Source organism: Stenotrophomonas sp. LST15-1-1.1 (assembly GCF_040815575.1).
In the GTDB taxonomy this organism is placed as follows: domain Bacteria; phylum Pseudomonadota; class Gammaproteobacteria; order Xanthomonadales; family Xanthomonadaceae; genus Stenotrophomonas; species Stenotrophomonas lactitubi_B.
Map to the genome: position 1 here is coordinate 1,075,122 of NZ_JBFPNJ010000001.1, position 15,756 is coordinate 1,090,877.

Below are 15,756 nucleotides of genomic sequence, written 5' to 3' on the forward strand. Positions count from 1 at the left end.
TGTCCGCGGCATGGATGCCGCGGCCAAGCCCCCAGGGATGGGTTTACGGCGTCCCCCGCAACCGGACCCACCCCGCCCACCCACGGAATGCCCGCTGTTGCTTTGGCTGTCGCCATTGCCCTGGCATCGTCGGGTGCAGGGCGCAGCCCTGCAGAAGAACCCCCTCAGTGCGCAGCAGGCCTGGACGGCGGCAACCATGCCGCCACGATGCCAAGCAACGGCAGGAACGCGGTGAGCTGGTAGACGAATTCGATGCTGGTCTTGTCGGCCAACAAACCCAGCACTGCTGCACCGAGGCCGCCCATGCCGAAGGCGAAGCCGAAGAACAGGCCGGACACCATGCCGATCCGGTGCGGCATCATTTCCTGTGCGTACACCACGATGGCCGAGAACGCGGAAGACAACACGAAGCCGATCAGCACCGCCAGAATCGTGGTCCACAGCAGATCGGCATGCGGCAGCATCAGCGCGAACGGTGCCACGCCCAGGATCGAGGCCCAGATGATCGGCTTGCGACCAATACGATCACCCAGCGGCCCACCAAAGAAGCCGCCCGCGGCGGACGCCACCAGGAAGGCGAAAAGATGCAGCTGCGCCTGCGCCACCGGAATGCCGAAATGATGCATCAGGTAGAAGGTGAAATAGCTGCCGATGCTGGCCATGTAGAAGTACTTGCTGAAGATCAGCACCAGCAGGATGACCAGCACCCGGGCGATCGTGCGTGGTGGATGGCGCGCGGCGATCACCCCGTGCGCTGCTGGCCGGGGAGCCCCCAGATGCAGCGAGTACCAGCGGCCAACATAGGTCAGCAGGGCAATGCCGATCAACGCTGCACCGGCAAACCACGATGCGGCATGCTGGCCGTAGGGCACGATCACCGCCGCGGCGATCAGCGGCCCCAGCGCCGTACCGAAGTTGCCGCCCACCTGGAACACCGACTGCGCCAGACCGTGGCGGCCACCGGAGGCCAGGCGTGCAATGCGCGAGGCTTCCGGATGGAAGATGGCCGAACCGATGCCGACCAGCGCGGCGGCCAGCAGCACCATCGCGTAATTGGGCGCGAATCCCAGCAGCAGCATGCCGCACAAGGTCGAGGCCATGCCGATCGGCAGGGAGTACGGCGCCGGCCGGCGGTCGGTAGCAAGCCCGACCAGCGGCTGGAAGATCGAGGCGGTGAGCTGGTAGGTCAGCGTGATCAGGCCGATCTGGGTGAAGCTGAGATTGAAACCGCCCTTGATCACCGGATAGATGGCCAGGATCAGCGACTGCATCATGTCGTTGACCATGTGCGAGCTGGAGATCGCCGCCAGCACTCCTGGCGATACGGGGCGGGCGGATACGGCGGGAGAAGCCAGAGTCGACATTGCGCACGGTCAGGATGGGGCGAGCCGTGCATGCTACGGTGGCCTTCCGCTCCCTTCTGCCGCGTTCTGGTCATGGCCTATCGCAAAAAGGACACTCCCTGCCCGGTCCGCGAAACCGCGCCGTGGAACGACGTGCCGGTGCATCGTCCGGTGACCTGCCGCGCGCGCGACTACCGTGCCGGCACCCACATCTCGGCACACAAGCACCGCCGACACCAGCTGGTCTATTCCATGTCCGGGTTGATGGTGGTGCGGTCGGAGGTCGGCCGCTGGGTGGTGCCCTCCACCCGCGCCATCTGGATGCCGGCGGGCATGGCGCATGCGGTGGACTGCATCGCCGAGGTGCACATGCGCAGCCTGTACATCGAACCGGCGTTCGCCCCGCATCTGCCCGCCGAGCCCTTCGCCGTGCAGGTGGCGCCGCTGCTGCGCGAACTGCTGCAGGCGGCCATTCTGATCGACGGACCGCATGAAGAAGACAGCCGCGATGGCCGCGTAGTGCGACTGATGCTCGATGAGCTGCACCGCATGGACGTACTGCCGTTGCACCTGCCCGAGCCCGTCGACCCGCGCCTGCACAGGATCTGCCAGCACATCCAGAAGCATCCCGGCGATGAGGCCACCCTGCAGGATTGGGCGCAGGCGCTGGCGATCGACGTGAAGACCATCCAGCGCCACTTCGCCAGCGAACTCGGTATGACCTTCGGCCAGTGGCGGCAGCAGGCACGCCTGTTGGCCGCGATGGAGCGGCTGGCCCGCGGCGAGAAGGTGATCGATGTTGCGCTGGCGATGGGCTATGAAAGCCCGAGTGCGTTCACCAGCATGTTCAAGCGCCAGCTGGGGCAGACACCGGCGGCGTTTTTCCGTTGAGCCGTTGAACGGCATCCACGCATGGCGTGGATCTACTGCAACGCAAACGAAAACGCCGGGCAGAGCCCGGCGCTGTCGTTCAACATGTCCGTCGATGGCTCAGGACGTCATCCGATCCCAGAAGCCCTTGACGCCATCGATGAAGGTCGCCGACTTCGGCGAATGCTTGCGCGCATCCTCGCCGTTGAAGGTGGCTTCGAACTGCTCCAGCAGCTTGCGCTGGTCGTTGGTGAGGTTGACCGGGGTCTCCACCACCACGCGGCAGTACAGGTCGCCTTCGCTGCGGCTGCGCACCGAACGAACACCCTTGCCGCGCAGGCGGAACAGCTTGCCGGTCTGGGTCTCGGCCGGAATGCGGATTTCCGCCTCACCACCGAGGGTGGCCACGCGCACGGTGTCACCCAGCGCGGCCTGCGAAATGCGGATCGGCACTTCGCAGTGCAGGTCGTCGCCGTCGCGCTGGAAGATGTGGTGCTCGCGCACGCGCACTTCCACGTACAGATCGCCCGGTGGCGTCCCCGCAGGGCCGGCCTCGCCCTCACCCGCCAGGCGGATGCGGTCGCCGGTATCCACGCCCGCCGGCACCTTCACCGACAGCACCTTGTCTTCTTCGACACGGCCGTTGCCGTGGCAGGTCTTGCAGGGCTTGGCGATGATCTGGCCACGGCCACCACAGTTGTGGCAGGCCTGCTGCATGGCGAAGATGCCGCGCTGGATGCGCACCTGGCCACGACCATGGCAGACGTTGCAGGTCTCGACCTTGCCGTCTTCCGAGCCGCTGCCATCGCAGTCGCCACATTCGGCCAGGGTCGGAATCTCGATGCGACGTTCGACGCCACGCACCGCTTCTTCCAGGTCCAGCTCCATCACATAGCCGATGTCGGCGCCGCGACGCGCCTGGCGCGGACCGCCGCCGCCAGCACCACCAAAGATGTTGCCGAAGATGTCGCCGAAAATATCGTTCATGTCCGGGCCGCCCGGACCACCACCGCCACCGCCCATGCCGTGTTCGAACGCGGCGTGTCCATGGCTGTCGTACATGCGGCGCTTGTTGCCGTCGGACAGTACTTCGTAGGCTTCCTTGCACTCCTTGAAGGAGGCTTCGGCCGCCGCATCACCCGGGTTGCGGTCCGGGTGGAACTTCATCGCGCAACGACGATAGGACTTCTTCAGTTCTTCGTCGGTGGCGGTGCGGGCAACGCCCAGCACTTCGTAATAATCGCGCTTGCTCATATCGTGGATCGCATTCCGGAAAGTCGGGATTCGTCAAAGCGGAAGAGCGGAACCAGGTCCGCTCTTGCGTCGGGCGCCCCGACACGCCAGAGGGCGGTCAGGACCCTGATACGACAACGGGACGCTGGCAAGCAGCGTCCCGCGTCGGTCCGGATCAGGACTTCTTGTCGTCCTTGACTTCGGTGAACTCGGCGTCCACCACGTCATCCTGCGCCTTGCCCGCATTGCCGGCGTCGGCACCCGGGGCGGCACCGCCCTGGTCGGCCGAAGCGGCAGCGAACAGCGACTGGCCAGCTTCTTCCAGCACCTTCGACTTGGCTTCGATCTGTGCCTTGTCGTCACCCTTCATCGCGGTTTCCAGATCGGCCAGGGCTGCTTCGACCTTGCCGATCACTTCGCCACCGACCTTGCTGCCGTGCTCGGTGATCGCGCTGCGGGTGCCGTGGATCAGGGCATCGGCCTGGTTGCGGGCCTGCACCAGCTCCTGGAACTTCTTGTCTTCCTCGCGGTTGGCTTCCGCGTCGGCGACCATGCGTGCGATCTCTTCCTCGGACAGGCCCGAACCGGCCTTGATCTCGACCTTCTGTTCCTTGTTGGTCTTCTTGTCCTTGGCCGACACGTGCAGGATGCCGTTGGCGTCGATGTCGAAGGACACTTCCACCTGCGGCAGGCCACGCGGGGCCGGCTCGATGCCGGACAGGTCGAACTTGGCCAGCGACTTGTTGAAGCGGGCCTGTTCGCGCTCACCCTGCAGCACGTGCACGGTCACGGCCGACTGGTTGTCCTCGGCGGTGGAGAACACCTGCGAGGCCTTGGTCGGGATGGTGGTGTTCTTTTCGATGATCTTGGTGAACACACCGCCCATGGTTTCGATGCCCAGCGACAGCGGGGTCACGTCCAGCAGCAGCACGTCCTTGACGTCGCCGCCGAGCACGCCGCCCTGGATCGCAGCACCCAGTGCCACGGCTTCGTCCGGGTTGACGTCCTTGCGCGGTTCCTTTCCGAAGAACTCGGTGACCGCCTGCTGCACCTTCGGCATGCGGGTCTGGCCACCGACCAGGATCACTTCGCTGATGTCGCTCGAACGCAGGCCGGCGTCATTCAACGCGACGCGGCACGGCTCGATCGACTTCTTGATCAGCTCGTCCACCAGCGATTCCAGCTTGGCGCGGGTCAGCTTGATGTTCAGGTGCTTCGGACCCGACGCGTCAGCGGTAACGTACGGCAGGTTCACTTCGGTCTGCTGGGCGCTGGACAGTTCGATCTTGGCGCGCTCGGCAGCATCCTTCAGGCGCTGCAGGGCCAGCGGATCCTTGCGCAGGTCGATGCCCTGGTCCTTGTTGAACTCTTCAACCAGGTACTCGATGACGCGGTTGTCGAAGTCTTCGCCACCCAGGAAGGTGTCGCCGTTGGTGGCCAGCACTTCGAACTGCTTCTCGCCGTCGACGTTGGCGATCTCGATCACCGAGACGTCGAAGGTGCCGCCGCCCAGGTCGTACACAACGATCTTGCGATCCTTGTTGTCGCCCTTGTCCAGGCCATAGGCCAGCGCGGCCGCAGTCGGCTCGTTGATGATGCGCTTGACGTCCAGGCCAGCGATGCGGCCGGCGTCCTTGGTTGCCTGGCGCTGGCTGTCGTTGAAGTAGGCCGGCACGGTGATGACCGCTTCGGTGACCTTCTCACCGAGGAAGTCCTCGGCGGTCTTCTTCATCTTCTCCAGCACCTTGGCCGAAATTTCCTGCGGCGCCATCTTCTTGGCATCGCTGGTGGCCACCCAGGCATCGCCATTGTCATGGGCCAGGATGCTGTACGGGACGTGCGCGATGTCCTTCTGCACTTCGGCGTCGGTGAACTTGCGGCCGATCAGGCGCTTCACCGCGTAGAAGGTGTTCTTCGGGTTGGTCACGGCCTGGCGCTTGGCCGAGGCACCGACCAGGACTTCGCCGTCCTTGGTGTAGGCGACGATCGACGGGGTGGTGCGATCGCCTTCCGAATTTTCGATGACGCGGGCCTTGCCGCCGTCCATGATCGCCACGCACGAGTTGGTGGTGCCGAGGTCGATACCAATGATCTTGCCCATGGGGGAGACTCCTTGAAGGATGTTGTTTTTGTCAGTCCGGCCGTTCGGCCGGTGGATGAATGGGATGTGGGGGAGGCTCGTGGAACATTCAAGCCATCCCCCGAACGCTGTGTTTCCGTTCGCCCAACACGTTCAGCGTCGGTCGTGCCGATGCCGCGGTCGAAGCGGGAAAACCCGCGCCAGGCCGGGCCCGGCGCGCGGGGTCAATCGGCGGCAACCACCACCAGCGCCGGCCGCAGCAGGCGCTCGTTGAGCAGGTAACCCTTCTGGAACACGGTCACCACGCTGCCCGGGGCGGCGCCGGGGGCCGCGACCTGGCTGATCGCCTGGTGGTGCTCCGGGTTGAACGGCTGGCCGGTCGGGTCCAGCAGCACCAGGCCGTTGTCACCAGCAACCTTCAGCAGCTGCTTGTAGGTCAGCTCCAGGCCTTCGCGAAGCGGATGGGCATCGTCGCCGGCGGCCTTGAGGCCGGCATCCAGGCTGTCGAATACCGGCAGCAGCTCGCCCAGCAGCTTCTCGTTGGCGAACTTGCGCGCCTGCTCGATGTCGCGGGCCACGCGCTTGCGCTGGTTGTCCAGGTCGGCGCGCTCTCGCAGCGCTTCGGCCTTGACCTGCTCCACTTCGGCACGGAGCTGTTCGATCTGTTCGTTGACGCCCTCGGCGGCAGCTGCGTCGGCGGCGGCCTGCTGGGCGGCGATGTCTGGCTGATCTTGATTCATGTCTGGGTCCCTGGCGGTCACTCTCCGCCTCCACCCACCCTAGTGTGGGCGGGATGCTGCGTTTCAAGCGTCCGATGCACCTGGACTTCGCCCGCCGGGCGAAAAGGCCGCGCCGAGCACATCGGCGGTGGCCTGGACCAGCGGGATCATGCGGTCGTAGGCCATCCGTTTCGGCCCGATCACGCCCAGCACGCCCAGCACCTGGCCATTGGCGGTGTACGGCGCGGTGACCAGCGAGACGCCCTGCAGGGGCACCACGCCGGTTTCTTCGCCGATGAAGATGCGCACGCCGGGGGCCTGGATGGTCCGCTCCAGCAGCTGCAGGATCTCGCGCTTGCTGGAGAACAGCTCGAACAGCTCGCGCAGGCGCTCCAGGTCGGACAGGTCCTGCACCCCCATCAGGCGGGTCTGGCCGGCCACCAGCATGTCGTCGGCCGGCGGCTGCAGGGCCTGCTCGGCCAGCTCGATGCTGTGCGCCAGCACCTGTTCCAGCTCGGACCGCGCATCGCGCAGCTCCAGCAGCAGGCGCGTGCGGATCTCGGCCAGCGGCAGCCCGGCGAAGTGGGCATTGAGGTAGTTGGCAACCTGCTCCAGCTGCCCCGGCGCGAACTCCTGGCGGGTCTCGATCACCCGGTTCTGCACCTCGTTGTCGGCAAACACCAGGATCGCCAGCACCCGGCGCCCATCCAGCGCGACGAAATCGATCTGCCGGAAGGCGAACTGCTCGCGCCGCGGGGCGCTGACCACGCCAACGAAATGACTCATCGCCGACAGCAGCTCCGAGGCGCTGCCGAGCAGGGCCTGGGTACTGCCGCCGCCGGCCAGCTCCTGACGCAACCGGGCCAGCTCCCCTTCGCCCGGTGGCTGCATCTGCAGCAGGCTGTCGACGAACACCCGATAGCCATGCGCGGTCGGAATCCGCCCCGCCGAGGTATGCGGCGAGGCCAGCAGGCCCAGGTCTTCCAGGTCGCCAAGGATGTTGCGGATGGTGGCCGGGCTGACCTCCAGGCCGGCCACGCGCGCCAGCGTCTGCGAGCCCACGGGTTCGCCGTCCTGGATGTAGCGCGCGATCAGCGTGCGCAGCAGGTGCCGCGCGCGCGGGGCAAGTTGGTCGGGAGAACCGTGCATGGAATCAACCTGTGAGACAGGGACATTAGATAATGGCGGCGCATCCCCTTGGCAAGTCATTGGACGACCCCGCCGCGCGTGCTAGCGTTGCGCGGCTGCAGACACCCCCTTACCCATGCTCAGACATCTTTCAATCAAGGATTTCGCCGTCGTCCGCGCCACCGAACTGGAGTTCGGGCCGGGCATGACTGTGGTTTCAGGCGAGACCGGCGCGGGCAAGTCGCTGATGGTCGACGCACTGGGCTTCCTGTCCGGCCTGCGCGCCGACAGTGGCGTGGTCCGCCATGGCGCGGCCCGGGCCGAACTGTCGGCCGAGTTCGCGCTGGACCAGCTGCAGGCCGCCCGCCAGTGGCTGGCCAGCAACGAGCTGGACGATGAAGATCAGTGCCAGCTGCGCCGCGTGATCCGCGCCGACGGCGGCTCACGCTCGTGGATCAACGGCCGCCCGGTCACGCTGGCGCAACTGGCCGACCTGGCCGGCCTGCTGGTGGAGATCCATGGCCAGCACGAGCAGCAGGCCCTGCTGACGCGTCCATCGCAGCTGGCCCTGCTGGACGCCTATGCCCGCAACGAAAGCGAACGCCGCCAGGTGCGCCGTGCTGCCGCCACCTGGCAGGCGCTGGTCGATGAATCCCTGGCACTGTCGCAACAGGGCGATGTGAGTGACCGCATCGGCTTCCTCGAACACCAGCTGCGCGAACTGGACCGTGAGGATCTGGAGCCGGAGTCGATCACCGCGCTCGGCGCCAGCCATCGCCGTCAGGCGCACGCCAGCGCGCTGTTGGCCGCCTGCCAGGCAGCTTCGGACCAGCTCAACGGCGACGAAGGCCACTCGGCGCTCGATCTGCTGCAGCAGGTGCGGCATGAACTGGCCCGGGTCGCCGAACATGACCCGCGCCTGGGCGATGTCGATGCCTTGATCGACAGCGCCTCCATCCAGCTGCACGAGGCCCTGGCCCTGCTCGACCGGGTGCATGACGACCTGGACGCCGATCCGGACCAGTTCGAGGAGAACGAGCGCCGTCTGGGCCGCCTGCACGATCTGGCCCGCAAGCACCGCGTGCCGATGGATGAGCTGGGCGCGCAGCGTGAGCGCATGCACGCCGAAGTGGAACAGCTGCGTGGCGCCGACGAACGCCTGCAGCGCCTGGCCGGCGAGATTGAAAAGGCCGCAGCAGCCTGGCGTGTCGAGGCCGCGACACTGACCACCAGCCGCCGCACCGCTGCTGCCGAGCTGTCGGCCACCACCACCGGCATCATTGCCGAGCTGGGCATGGGCGGCGGCCAGTTCCTGATCGAGCTGGAGCCGCAGGACAGCGGCAAGCCGGACCCGCAGGGCGCCGAGCGCGTCGAGTTCCTGGTGGCGGCCAATGCCGGCCAGCCGCCACGTGCGCTACGCAAGGTCGCATCCGGCGGCGAGCTGTCACGCATTTCGCTGGCCATCGAAGTGGCCGCGCTCGACCTCGACGCGGTGCCGACCATGGTGTTCGACGAAGTCGACTCCGGCATCGGTGGCGCGGTGGCTGACATCGTCGGCCAGAAGCTGCGCGCCCTCGGCGAGAAGCGTCAGGTGCTGTGCGTGACCCACCTGCCGCAGGTCGCCTCCAAGGGCCACGCGCATTACCGGGTCAGCAAGGCGCCGGTGGAAGGCATGACCCAGAGCGCGGTGGAGAAGCTGGACACCAAGGCGCGCGAGGAAGAGCTGGCGCGCATGCTGGGTGGCGTGGAAGTGAGCAAGGAAGCCCGCGCCGCCGCGCGCAAGCTGTTGCAGGCCTGAGGCTGGTGGCGCCGAGCGTGGGCTCGGCTCTACAGGAATCTCGAACGGAACCGACGTGTAGAGCCGAGCCCATGCTCGGCTTCCGCGGGGTAGCGCGGCGCATGTCACCCCAGCGGTCGCGCCAGATCCACCGTTTCCACCAGGAAATCGAGGAACGCGCGCACCCGCAGCGGTAGGTAACCGCCCTGCCCCAGGAACACGGCATGCACCTCTTCCAGGTCGCCCGGGTTGGCATCCTCCAGTACCGGCAACAACCGCCCTGCGGCGATGTCGGCCTGCACTTGGAACGCTGCCAGCCGGGCCATGCCCAGCCCGCCCAGCACCAGCTGACGCAGCGCGTCGCCATTGCTGGCGCGCGCATTTCCGCTGGGCAGCACCCGCTGCTCCTGCCCGTCCTGCAGCAGCGGCCAGCCCTGCACCGACCGTGCATGGCCGATATCCAACCGGTTGTGCGCCAGCAGCGCATCGACATTGCCCGGCAGTCCGTGCCGTGCCGCATAGGCCGGTGCCGCCACGATCATCATCCGCGTTGCACCCAGCCGGCGCGCGACCAGGCTGGAACTCTTCAACGGGCCGGCCCGCACCGCCACGTCGGTGCGCTGCTCCAGCAGATCGATCACTTCGTCGGTCAGGGTCAGGTCCACCCCCACCTGCGGGTGCCGCTGCAGGAACTGCGGCAGCAGCGGCAGCAGGAAGTGCTGGCCGAATGGCACGTTGGCATTCACCCGCAGCCGCCCGCGCGGCTCGGCGTGGGCGCTGGCGCAGCGTTCGGCCTCTTCCAGATCAGCCAGCACCCGCAGGCCGCGCTCATAGAACGCACACCCCTCCGGGGTCAGCTGTAGTTGGCGGGTGGAGCGCTGCAGCAGGCGCGTTCCCAGCCGCTGCTCCAAGCGCGCAACCAGCTTGCTGACCGCCGAGGGCGTCATCTCCAGGCTGCGGGCGGCAGCGGAAAAGCCGCCGGTCTCGATGACCCGCACGAACACTTCCAGTTCGCCGGATCGGTTGATGTCGGTGCGTGCCATGGCAATGAATTTGATTCACAGATGATTGTCCATGCGCAGTCTAGTTCACAGGTGAGCGCGGACGCACCATGGCTGTCCCTCCCACCGGGTCACTCCGATGAATCGTCTGAGCCAACTCACTGCCACCGCCCTGCTTGCCCTGTCCGGCGCCGCCGCCGCGTCACCCGCGCCGCACTGGGTCGCCAGCTGGCAAGCCAGCCCGCAGCCGGTCTGGGGCAGTGACTTCCTGTTTCCCACCCTCATCCCCGGCCAGCTGCAGGACCAGACCTTCCGACAGAGCGCTCGCCTCAGCCTGGGCGGGCCGCGCCTGCGGGTCCGGCTGAGCAATGCCTATGGCACCCGGCCGTTGAAGATCGGCGCTGCCAGCGTGGCCGCACATACGGGTGATACACCGCAGCCGCTGCGCTTCGACGGCCAACCCGGGGTCGTGATCGGGCCGGGGCAGGACCGCCTGAGCGATCCGCTCCCCCTTGCCACCGCTGATCGGCAGGCCTTGCAGGTCAGCGTCTACCTGCCCGAGCGCACACCGCTGCAGACCTTCCATTGGGAAGGCAGGCAGACCAGCTGGATTGCGCCGGGCGACCAGCATCGCCTGCCTGCATTGCACGGCGCCAGCAGCACCACGGCCCGCCTGCTGTTGTCGGGTATCGAGGTGGAGGCGGCAGCCAGCGCGCGCAGCGTGGTGGTGGTCGGCGATTCAATCACCGATGGCGCCACCGCCAGCCTCGACCAGGACCAGCGCTGGACCGATCACCTCGCCGCGCGGCTGGCACCAGAAGGTGTAGCGGTGGTCAATGCCGGCATCTCCGGCGGTCGCCTGCTGCGTGATGGCATGGGCGAATCGGCCTTGGGCCGCTTCCAGCGTGATGTGCTCGATCAGCCCGGCGTCGCCAGTGTGATCGTGCTGATCGGCGTCAACGACATCAGCTGGCCGGGCACCGCCTTTGCCCGCGACGAGACGCGGCCGACCCTGGCCGAGCTGCAGGCCGGCTACCGCGACCTGGCCAAGCGCGCCCATGCCCGCGGCCTGCGCATCCTCGGTGCGACCCTGACACCGTTTGCCGGTGCCCTGCCCCGCACCCCGCTGGACGACTACTACGCCGCGGACAAGGACGCCCTGCGCCAGCAGCTCAACGCCTGGCTGCGCACGGACAGCCCGTTCGACGCGGTGATCGACCTCGACGCGGCGCTGCGCGATCCGGCCGATCCGTCACGGATAGCGGCTGCCTACGACTCCGGCGACCACCTGCACCCGGGCGATGCGGGGAACCGGGCGATGGCCGAGGCGGTGGATCTGGAGCAGATTCTGATGCGCCCTTGATATCCAGCGCGCGTGGCACGGCGTCTCAATCCCGTCGTCCATCTGGCATCCGCACCCGCCTGTACCAACGCCCTCGACTGTCGATCCGGTCTCTGACGCGTAACCGAAAGTCCTGCAACGAGGCAAGGTTGGGGGCGCTATAGCGAGATTGGTCGTGCGCGCCTGTGCCGTCGTCCTCCCAGGTGCAGACAGGGCAGATGTCATATTGACCAAACTGGGAGAGGGTCAGAAACCCGCAGCAGGGGCAGGCCTCCAGCGGCGGCTCATTGCCGACCACGGCCACAGGCCGCCCCATACATGCGGATAAATGCGCCTCAAGAGCCTCGTTTGAGACCCCTAGAAGGACCACCTCGACGAAATGCCGCAGCAGGAACGCCTGCGCCGCCTCGTCGAACACACTGCCGTAGGGCACGGCGTGACCAGACGTCTCGTCCAGATAGTCTGCGGACAGATGGTCCTCCAGCTCGGCTGTCGACAGCTGCGAGAGGCGATCCACCGCCAACACGGCCAGTGCAGCCAACCTTCCAACGCTACTCATTTCCGCTCCCCATCATTCCGCACAATTCCCCAGATTCGTACCATCCGAAGACGCCGTCGAGGCAGATTACGACGGCGACGGGCAACAAAAACCCCGGGCATGCCCGGGGTTTCGTCGCAATCAGCTGGCTGCGGGACTTACTTGCGCTTCTTGCGCACGTACAGCACCAGCGAGTGTTCTTCCAGCTCGTAGCCGTGATCGGCAGCGATCTTGCGCTGCAGGTCTTCGATCTCGGTGCTTTCGAACTCGATGATCTTGCCGCTGTCCACGTCGACCATGTGGTCGTGGTGGCCGCCGCGGTCCAGTTCGTAGACGGCCTGGCCGCCTTCGAAATTGTGCTTCAGCACGAGGCCGGCAGCCTCGAACTGGGTCAGCACCCGGTACACCGTGGCCAGGCCGATCTCGTCGCCATGCTCCAGCAGCTGGCGGTAGATGTCTTCGGCGGTCATGTGGTGCTGGGCATTGCGCTGCTCGAGCAGCGCCAGGATCCGCATCCGCGGATGGGTCACCTTCAGGCCGACTTTACGCAGGTCGTGGGTTTCCATAGGTCTCCGTTCATTGGCGATTTAGCGCCAGCTGCCTCGGATTGGGTCGCGGTGGCACGCCGGGAGTGTATCATCGGATTGATTTCCCCAACCGCCAGTCCCGATGCGCAATCTCCTGTTGGTCGCCGCCGTTGCCTTGTCCACCACCGGGTGCGGCATCATCTACAAGCAACCCATCTACCAGGGCAACCTGATCCGGGAAGATGCCGTGGCCAAGCTGCAGGTCGGGCAGAGCAAGCAGCAGGTCAACGCTCTGCTGGGAACTCCCTCGGTGCCGGACCCGTTCCACGCCCAGCGCTGGGACTACACCTCGACCGAGCGCGTGAACCGCCTGGGCCGTACCGACGTGAAGAATTTCGTCGTGTACTTCGAAAATGATGTGGTCACCCGTTGGGATGGCGATTACTTCCCGGCCAACGACAAGGCCCTTGCCCAGCAGACCGTGCGCCAGTTCGGCCGCAACCTGCCGAAGGACAAGAAGAAGAAGGGCGGCCGCTGAGCCACCCTGCCCGTCCCCCGGGACGGGTCCTGGGGATCAACCGCCGCGCGCGCGTCGCCGGCGGTTGTCCTTGGGGTCGGCCTGCAGGCCACGCAGCAGCTCCACACGATCACCATCCAGCAGCACCTGCTGCGGCCGCGCCAGCACGCCATGCACGGCAACGGCCGGACAATCGGCACTGCCTTCGAGCCCAGCCGCTGCCACCGCATCAGCCACGGTCGCGCCTTCCTCCAGCTGCAACCGGCGCGACAGCACCTGCTGTGGCCAGGCCAGCACGACCTCGACCTCGATCATCGTTCAGCCCTCGTCGGCGACGCGGACGAAATCGTTGACCATGCGATCGGCCAACCCCTGGAAGCCGATCGCCAGCGCCGGGCCCAGCAGGCGTGAGCTCGGCTCGAAGTCCAGGGTGAGGGTGACCTTGCAGGCATCTTCGGCCAGGGCGTGGAATTCCCAGCGGCCGTGCAGTTGCTTGAACGGCCCCTCGCGCAGCTGCATGTCGATGCTGTGCGGACGTTGCAGGGTGTTTTCGGTCTGGAACCAGGTGCTGAACGAACCCAGGCCCAGGTCCAGGCGAGCGACCAGCCGGTCTTCGCCCTGCTCGAGGATGCGGGCGTCGGAACACCAGCGGAAACGGCGCGGATAGGCCTGGACGTCGTTGACCAGATCGAACATGCGCGCGGCCGAATGTTCGACCAGGGCACTGCGGCGGATAGTAGGCATGAATACAGGACGCTTCGGCAATCGACCGGGCGGGCCCGAATCGGAGACAATACGGAAATGAGCAAGAACACCGGCAAGGATAAAGCAAAGAGCGCGACGGCCAACAAGACCATCGCGTTGAACAAGCGTGCCCGTCACGAGTACCACATCGAAGACCGCTTCGAAGCCGGCCTGGCCCTGCAGGGCTGGGAAGTGAAGTCGATCCGCGCTGGCCGCGGCAACATCGTCGACGCCTACGCCTACGTGAAGGATGGCGAGATCTTCCTGATCGGCGCGCAGATCACCCCGCTGATACAGGCCTCCACCCACGTGGTGGCCAACGACCGGCGCGAACGCAAGCTGCTGCTGCACCGGAGCGAGATCGACAAGCTGGTCGGCAAGGTCGAGCGCGATGGCTACACGATCGTGCCCACCGCCATGTACTGGAGCAAGAACAAGATCAAGCTGGAAGTGGCGCTGGCCAAGGGCAAGCAGACCCACGACAAGCGCGATGCCGCCAAGGATCGTGACTGGGCGATCGAGAAGCAGCGGGTGATGCGTCGCGGCAACCGCGACGCATAAGGACGCCGGCCCGTTTTCGTGGAGAGCCGAGCCATGCTCGGCTTCGGCAAAGAAGCAGCCGAGCGCAGGCTCGGCTCTACAAGACGCTGATCAACCCGCCAGCATGCCCTGCCCGCGCAGGCGCGGGGACAGCGCCGCGTGCATCACCGCCAGGTGCATCACCACCGACAGCTCCGGGGCATGGCGATCATCGCCGGCCCGCCACTGTTGTGCCAACCGGGCAGCGTCGACGGGTAACAAGGCCAGCAACTGGGCATCATCCAGCGCATCGGCGGAGGCCTGCAGCTGCCGGGCCAACTGCCGCGACTGCCACACGTGCACGCCGATGCTGAGGCTGGCCAGCGACATCAGGGTCAGGGCCAGGCCGTGCTCGAACCACTGTGACAGCACATCCGGGCCCCACAACAGCGCGGCCAGCACCGCCAGCGCCGGCAGCCGCCAGCCGAGCCAATGGAAGCGGCCACGCCGAGGCCAGTGCACCACCACCGCACTGGCGATCAGCGCGGCTGCAGCCGTTGCCGGCAGCTCGGTTGCCCACGTTGCAGCCAGCAACACCGCCAGCACCGCCCAGACCCAGCCGGGCGGCAGCGCCCGCCGCTGGTAATCGGCGCCTACCGGGCCAACCAGCTGACGCAGGCTGCGCTGTTGCATTGCTTCGGTCACCGGCCGTCTCCGTGTCTGTGCTGGCTGGAATGGTCGTGGCCAGTGTGTCGCAAATTCGTGCCAGCGACGTTAGCAATCCGCTATGACGGAGGCTCTACAACATGTTGAGGATTGACGTGACGGATACCGTGCGTCTGCCGCTCAAGCGACAGACAGGTCCTTGCTGAGGAAGACCCGGCTGGTGCCCGGCGGATCGCACGGCACCTGGCCGAACACAGTCCAGCCATGCTTCACATAGAAGTCTGGCGCCTGGAAGCTGATGGTGTAGAGCACGGCGGAACGGCAACCGCGCCTGCGCGCCTCCTCTTCGGCGGCGGCAAGCATCTGCGACCCCAGGCCATTGCCGCGCTGTGCGGCCGGCAGGTAGAACAGGTCGATGAACAACAGGCCCAGCGAGGTGCGCCCGCTCAGGCCACCCACAACTTCACCGCTGGCCGGATCGGTGGCCAGCACAGCCAAGGTGCGTTGATCGGCATGGCCGGCGGCCTCCAGATTGAACTGATCCAGGCCATCGGCGATCAGCTCCAGTGCTTGGGTGCCGGGCGCGTCGGTCACGGCGATTTCGAGCTTCATCCTGTCCTTTCCTTGGGCGACTGTACGAACCGTCGATGCTAGCAAGCGACCCAAGGGGCCGGGTGACTGTTCAGGCTTTTTGGCGTAGCATGTGCAGCGTTAGGCGGGTACTGACCGTGGCAACACGAAACAGGCCTTGT

17 protein-coding genes are annotated in these 15,756 nt (G+C 66.4%); 5 read left to right on the forward strand and 12 right to left on the reverse strand.

Annotation, left to right across the window (positions count from 1 at the left end):
- Positions 1 to 164 precede the first annotated feature (164 nt).
- Positions 165 to 1,364 (reverse strand): MFS transporter, encoded by a 1,200-nt coding sequence (locus MRBLST15_RS04880; protein WP_367785383.1) that lies wholly within the window; start codon positions 1,362 to 1,364, stop codon positions 165 to 167.
- Between the two features lie 72 nt (positions 1,365 to 1,436).
- Between MRBLST15_RS04880 and MRBLST15_RS04885 the strand changes: the two genes are divergently transcribed.
- Positions 1,437 to 2,234, forward strand: a complete 798-nt coding sequence (locus MRBLST15_RS04885) for an AraC family transcriptional regulator (RefSeq protein ID WP_367785384.1) — start codon at positions 1,437 to 1,439, stop codon at positions 2,232 to 2,234.
- 99 nt (positions 2,235 to 2,333) lie between these two features.
- Here MRBLST15_RS04885 and dnaJ read toward each other — a convergent pair whose 3' ends face one another.
- From dnaJ to hrcA, 4 genes are all read right to left on the reverse strand, one after another.
- Positions 2,334 to 3,467 (reverse strand): molecular chaperone DnaJ, encoded by a 1,134-nt coding sequence (gene dnaJ, locus MRBLST15_RS04890; protein ID WP_367785385.1) that lies wholly within the window; start codon positions 3,465 to 3,467, stop codon positions 2,334 to 2,336.
- A 154-nt stretch (positions 3,468 to 3,621) separates the two neighbouring features.
- Positions 3,622 to 5,547, reverse strand: coding sequence for a molecular chaperone DnaK (gene dnaK, locus MRBLST15_RS04895; RefSeq protein WP_265955779.1), 1,926 nt, complete (start codon positions 5,545 to 5,547; stop codon positions 3,622 to 3,624).
- A 203-nt stretch (positions 5,548 to 5,750) separates the two neighbouring features.
- Positions 5,751 to 6,266: a nucleotide exchange factor GrpE gene (grpE, locus tag MRBLST15_RS04900; protein WP_025878870.1), complete on the reverse strand. Its 516-nt coding sequence runs from the start codon at positions 6,264 to 6,266 to the stop codon at positions 5,751 to 5,753.
- 63 nt (positions 6,267 to 6,329) lie between these two features.
- Entirely contained in the window at positions 6,330 to 7,394 is a 1,065-nt protein-coding gene (gene hrcA / locus MRBLST15_RS04905; RefSeq protein ID WP_367785386.1) for a heat-inducible transcriptional repressor HrcA, read from the reverse strand.
- Between the two features lie 115 nt (positions 7,395 to 7,509).
- Here hrcA and recN point away from each other — a divergent pair, with 115 nt between their 5' ends.
- Positions 7,510 to 9,171 carry a DNA repair protein RecN gene (gene recN, locus MRBLST15_RS04910; RefSeq protein ID WP_265952167.1) on the forward strand — a complete coding sequence of 554 codons (1,662 nt, stop codon included), beginning with the start codon at positions 7,510 to 7,512 and terminating at the stop codon, positions 9,169 to 9,171.
- Positions 9,172 to 9,275: 104 nt separating this feature from the next.
- On the opposite strand, the gene MRBLST15_RS04915 is transcribed toward recN, so the two are convergent.
- Positions 9,276 to 10,193 carry a LysR family transcriptional regulator gene (locus MRBLST15_RS04915; protein WP_367785387.1) on the reverse strand — a complete coding sequence of 306 codons (918 nt, stop codon included), beginning with the start codon at positions 10,191 to 10,193 and terminating at the stop codon, positions 9,276 to 9,278.
- Positions 10,194 to 10,290: 97 nt separating this feature from the next.
- On the opposite strand from MRBLST15_RS04915, the gene MRBLST15_RS04920 reads away from it, so the two are divergent.
- Positions 10,291 to 11,514, forward strand: a complete 1,224-nt coding sequence (locus MRBLST15_RS04920) for an SGNH/GDSL hydrolase family protein (RefSeq protein WP_367785388.1) — start codon at positions 10,291 to 10,293, stop codon at positions 11,512 to 11,514.
- A gap of 25 nt (positions 11,515 to 11,539) precedes the next feature.
- Here the strand turns inward: MRBLST15_RS04920 and MRBLST15_RS04925 are convergent, their stop codons facing one another.
- Together MRBLST15_RS04925 and fur are read right to left on the reverse strand one after the other, a co-directional pair.
- A complete protein-coding gene (locus MRBLST15_RS04925; protein ID WP_367785389.1) occupies positions 11,540 to 12,052 on the reverse strand; it encodes a CPCC family cysteine-rich protein in 513 nt (170 codons plus the stop codon).
- A gap of 137 nt (positions 12,053 to 12,189) precedes the next feature.
- Positions 12,190 to 12,597: a ferric iron uptake transcriptional regulator gene (fur, locus tag MRBLST15_RS04930; protein WP_025878865.1), complete on the reverse strand. Its 408-nt coding sequence runs from the start codon at positions 12,595 to 12,597 to the stop codon at positions 12,190 to 12,192.
- 103 nt (positions 12,598 to 12,700) lie between these two features.
- Here fur and MRBLST15_RS04935 point away from each other — a divergent pair, with 103 nt between their 5' ends.
- Positions 12,701 to 13,096 (forward strand): outer membrane protein assembly factor BamE, encoded by a 396-nt coding sequence (locus tag MRBLST15_RS04935; protein ID WP_099820180.1) that lies wholly within the window; start codon positions 12,701 to 12,703, stop codon positions 13,094 to 13,096.
- Positions 13,097 to 13,132: 36 nt separating this feature from the next.
- On the opposite strand, the gene MRBLST15_RS04940 is transcribed toward MRBLST15_RS04935, so the two are convergent.
- Positions 13,133 to 13,390 carry an RnfH family protein gene (locus MRBLST15_RS04940; protein WP_367785390.1) on the reverse strand — a complete coding sequence of 86 codons (258 nt, stop codon included), beginning with the start codon at positions 13,388 to 13,390 and terminating at the stop codon, positions 13,133 to 13,135.
- Between the two features lie 3 nt (positions 13,391 to 13,393).
- On the reverse strand, positions 13,394 to 13,819 hold the full coding sequence (locus tag MRBLST15_RS04945) for a type II toxin-antitoxin system RatA family toxin (protein WP_025878862.1): 426 nt from the start codon (positions 13,817 to 13,819) through the stop codon (positions 13,394 to 13,396).
- Positions 13,820 to 13,876: 57 nt separating this feature from the next.
- On the opposite strand from MRBLST15_RS04945, the gene smpB reads away from it, so the two are divergent.
- On the forward strand, positions 13,877 to 14,380 hold the full coding sequence (gene smpB / locus MRBLST15_RS04950; protein WP_025878861.1) for an SsrA-binding protein SmpB: 504 nt from the start codon (positions 13,877 to 13,879) through the stop codon (positions 14,378 to 14,380).
- 90 nt (positions 14,381 to 14,470) lie between these two features.
- Here smpB and MRBLST15_RS04955 read toward each other — a convergent pair whose 3' ends face one another.
- Both MRBLST15_RS04955 and MRBLST15_RS04960 read right to left on the reverse strand, forming a co-directional pair.
- Positions 14,471 to 15,043, reverse strand: a complete 573-nt coding sequence (locus tag MRBLST15_RS04955) for a hypothetical protein (RefSeq protein ID WP_025878859.1) — start codon at positions 15,041 to 15,043, stop codon at positions 14,471 to 14,473.
- Positions 15,044 to 15,184: 141 nt separating this feature from the next.
- Entirely contained in the window at positions 15,185 to 15,616 is a 432-nt protein-coding gene (locus MRBLST15_RS04960; RefSeq protein WP_367785391.1) for a GNAT family N-acetyltransferase, read from the reverse strand.
- Positions 15,617 to 15,756: the final 140 nt, after the last annotated feature.